Source organism: Thermogutta sp. (assembly GCF_014359955.1).
In the GTDB taxonomy this organism is placed as follows: Bacteria; Planctomycetota; Planctomycetia; order Pirellulales; family Thermoguttaceae; genus Thermogutta.
Map to the genome: position 1 here is coordinate 1 of NZ_JACIYL010000858.1, position 1,797 is coordinate 1,797.

Genomic DNA, 1,797 nt, shown 5'->3' on the forward strand with positions numbered 1-1,797 from the left:
CTTATGCCTTTGAACAGGCGGGAGCGATCGCGGAACGCCTGCACATCGCCAGGCTGCTCGAGCGGCCGGACCTCCTTCGGGATTTTCAGATTTTTTGCGTGCCCGGCGGTTTCAGCTACGGAGACGACGTGGCCGCCGGCCGCATTCTGGCCCTTCAAATCCGGCACCACCTGCTGGCAGCGATCCAGGAATTTCACGAGCGGGATCGGCTGATCCTGGGAATTTGCAACGGCTTTCAGGTGCTCCTCAAGGCCGGGATCGTCGTTCCGCCGGATTCCGACGGTAAACCCGTGGCCACCCTGACCTGGAACGACACGGCGCGGTACGAGGATCGATGGGTGTACCTGCGCGTTGTCAGCGACCGATGCGTCTTCCTCCACGGAATCCAGGAACTCCAGTTGCCCGTTGCTCATGCGGAAGGGAAATTCGTCGTCCGCAACGTGGATTGGCTCGAACAGTTGGTGCGCCAGGGACACGTGGCGCTGTGTTACCAGATGCCGGGATCGGGTGGTGCGTCCACGGACCAGGACGGGGCGTCGCAGCCGTGGCGGACGGCTGTCCCCTACCCCTGGAATCCCAATGGCTCGATGGGAAACGTGGCGGGAGTCTGCGACGCAACGGGACGGATCTTCGGGCTGATGCCCCATCCGGAGCGTTTCATCGACGTGACTCACCATCCGCGGTGGACCAGGGACGAGCGGTATGAGCCCCCACACGGGCTGCTCATCTTTCGCAACGCCGTCAGTTATTTTGAGTGAAGTCGCTTTTGATTTGCAGTTTACCACGTTGGCCGGGCCTTCCTCGTCACGGCTTTTTGCGAAGGAAGCTCGCGGTCCGGTGCCTGGCCTGGGTGGGACTTCGCAGGCGGAGGTCCCTCCAGGGTTTGCCGGACGCCTGGAAGGCGCTCCTCCTGGTAGGGGCAATTCATGAATTGCCCCTACCGCCCATCGAACCTTCGGCTTCTCATAGGCCCCCATACAAAAGCTGGGCACGGGTCAGGTCCAACCGCTGGTTGACCCATTGTGTGAAAGCGGGTATGCTACAAATCTCTGCCTTGAGCGGTCCAAGGCAGAGTGGGAAAGTTGGTAGACCGGGTGAATTGTTGAACTAACGGCGGACGCCCCTCTTCTGGGGACATAGCCGCTGTGCCTGTAGTAGGAGAAACGTGTGAGTAACATTTTGGTCAAAGACCTGATCGAAGCGGGAGTTCACTTCGGACATCGCACGAGTCGCTGGAATCCCAAGATGCGGCCGTATATTTTCGGCCGAAAAAACGACATCCACATCATTGACATTCGGGAAACGCTGCGTGGTTTGTTGCGGGCACGCAAATATCTCCAGCAGCTCGGTGCGAAAAACTCGATGATTCTTTTCGTGGGGACCAAGCGGCAGGCAGCGGATATCATTGCGGAGCAGGCCCAGCGCTGTGGCATGCCGTATGTCAACGACCGATGGCTGGGCGGAACGCTCACGAATTTCGCCACCATTCGCAGTCGCTTTGCCCGCCTGGAAGAGCTGGAATCCCTCGTCCACAGCGAGGCGATCAACACGTATTCCAAGAAGATGCAGTCGGCACTCAATCGCGAATACCGCAAAATTTATCGCAACCTGCACGGCTTGCGGAAGATGGATCGCCTTCCCGAGTGCCTCATCATCGTGGATCCCAACAAAGAGAAGAACGCCGTGCGGGAAGCGAGAAAGCTGGGGATCACTACTGTGGCGCTCATTGATACCGACTGCGATCCCGACGAAGTCGATCTCCCCATCCCCGGCAACGATGACAGCATGCGTTCCATC

General features: G+C 59.2%; 2 protein-coding genes. Both read left to right on the top strand.

Features of this window, described 5'->3' with window-relative positions:
* Positions 1-758 (top strand): phosphoribosylformylglycinamidine synthase subunit PurQ (locus H5U08_RS17620; RefSeq protein ID WP_297036106.1); only part of this gene is annotated, 758 nt, incomplete at its 5' end.
* 409 nt (positions 759-1,167) lie between these two features.
* The coding region (gene rpsB, locus H5U08_RS17625) for a 30S ribosomal protein S2 (protein WP_297036108.1) at positions 1,168-1,797 on the top strand (630 nt) is incomplete at its 3' end.